The sequence below is a fragment of the Pseudomonas peli genome (assembly GCF_050563605.1).
Classification (GTDB): domain Bacteria; phylum Pseudomonadota; class Gammaproteobacteria; order Pseudomonadales; family Pseudomonadaceae; genus Aquipseudomonas; species Aquipseudomonas peli_A.
In genome coordinates this window covers 1-226 of record NZ_JBNXUH010000132.1, presented here as the reverse complement: position 1 = coordinate 226, position 226 = coordinate 1, and the positions used below count along the sequence as shown (strand labels likewise).

Below are 226 nucleotides of genomic sequence, written 5' to 3'. Positions count from 1 at the left end.
CCGCCGGCAGGATAATTTGTTTAACAGAAAAAGMACCASCAAMAAAACCCCKTCCCCACCCCCCCGCTGGGTTTTTKSCCCCCCWACCCAAAWCAAAAMCACTCCCCCCCGCCACAAACGTGGTGACTGCAACGAAGTGGAAGCCGAAATCGACCGTAAACGCTACGCCCTGACTGGCCAGGCCGACGGACATGCCGACTGCTTGGACAATTGCCAGGACTAGGGT

General features: G+C 57.1%; 1 pseudogene. It reads right to left on the bottom strand.

Annotated features, from left to right (window positions below):
- Window positions 1–226, bottom strand: a pseudogene (locus ACQ4LH_RS21285) (hypothetical protein); the annotation flags it as partial.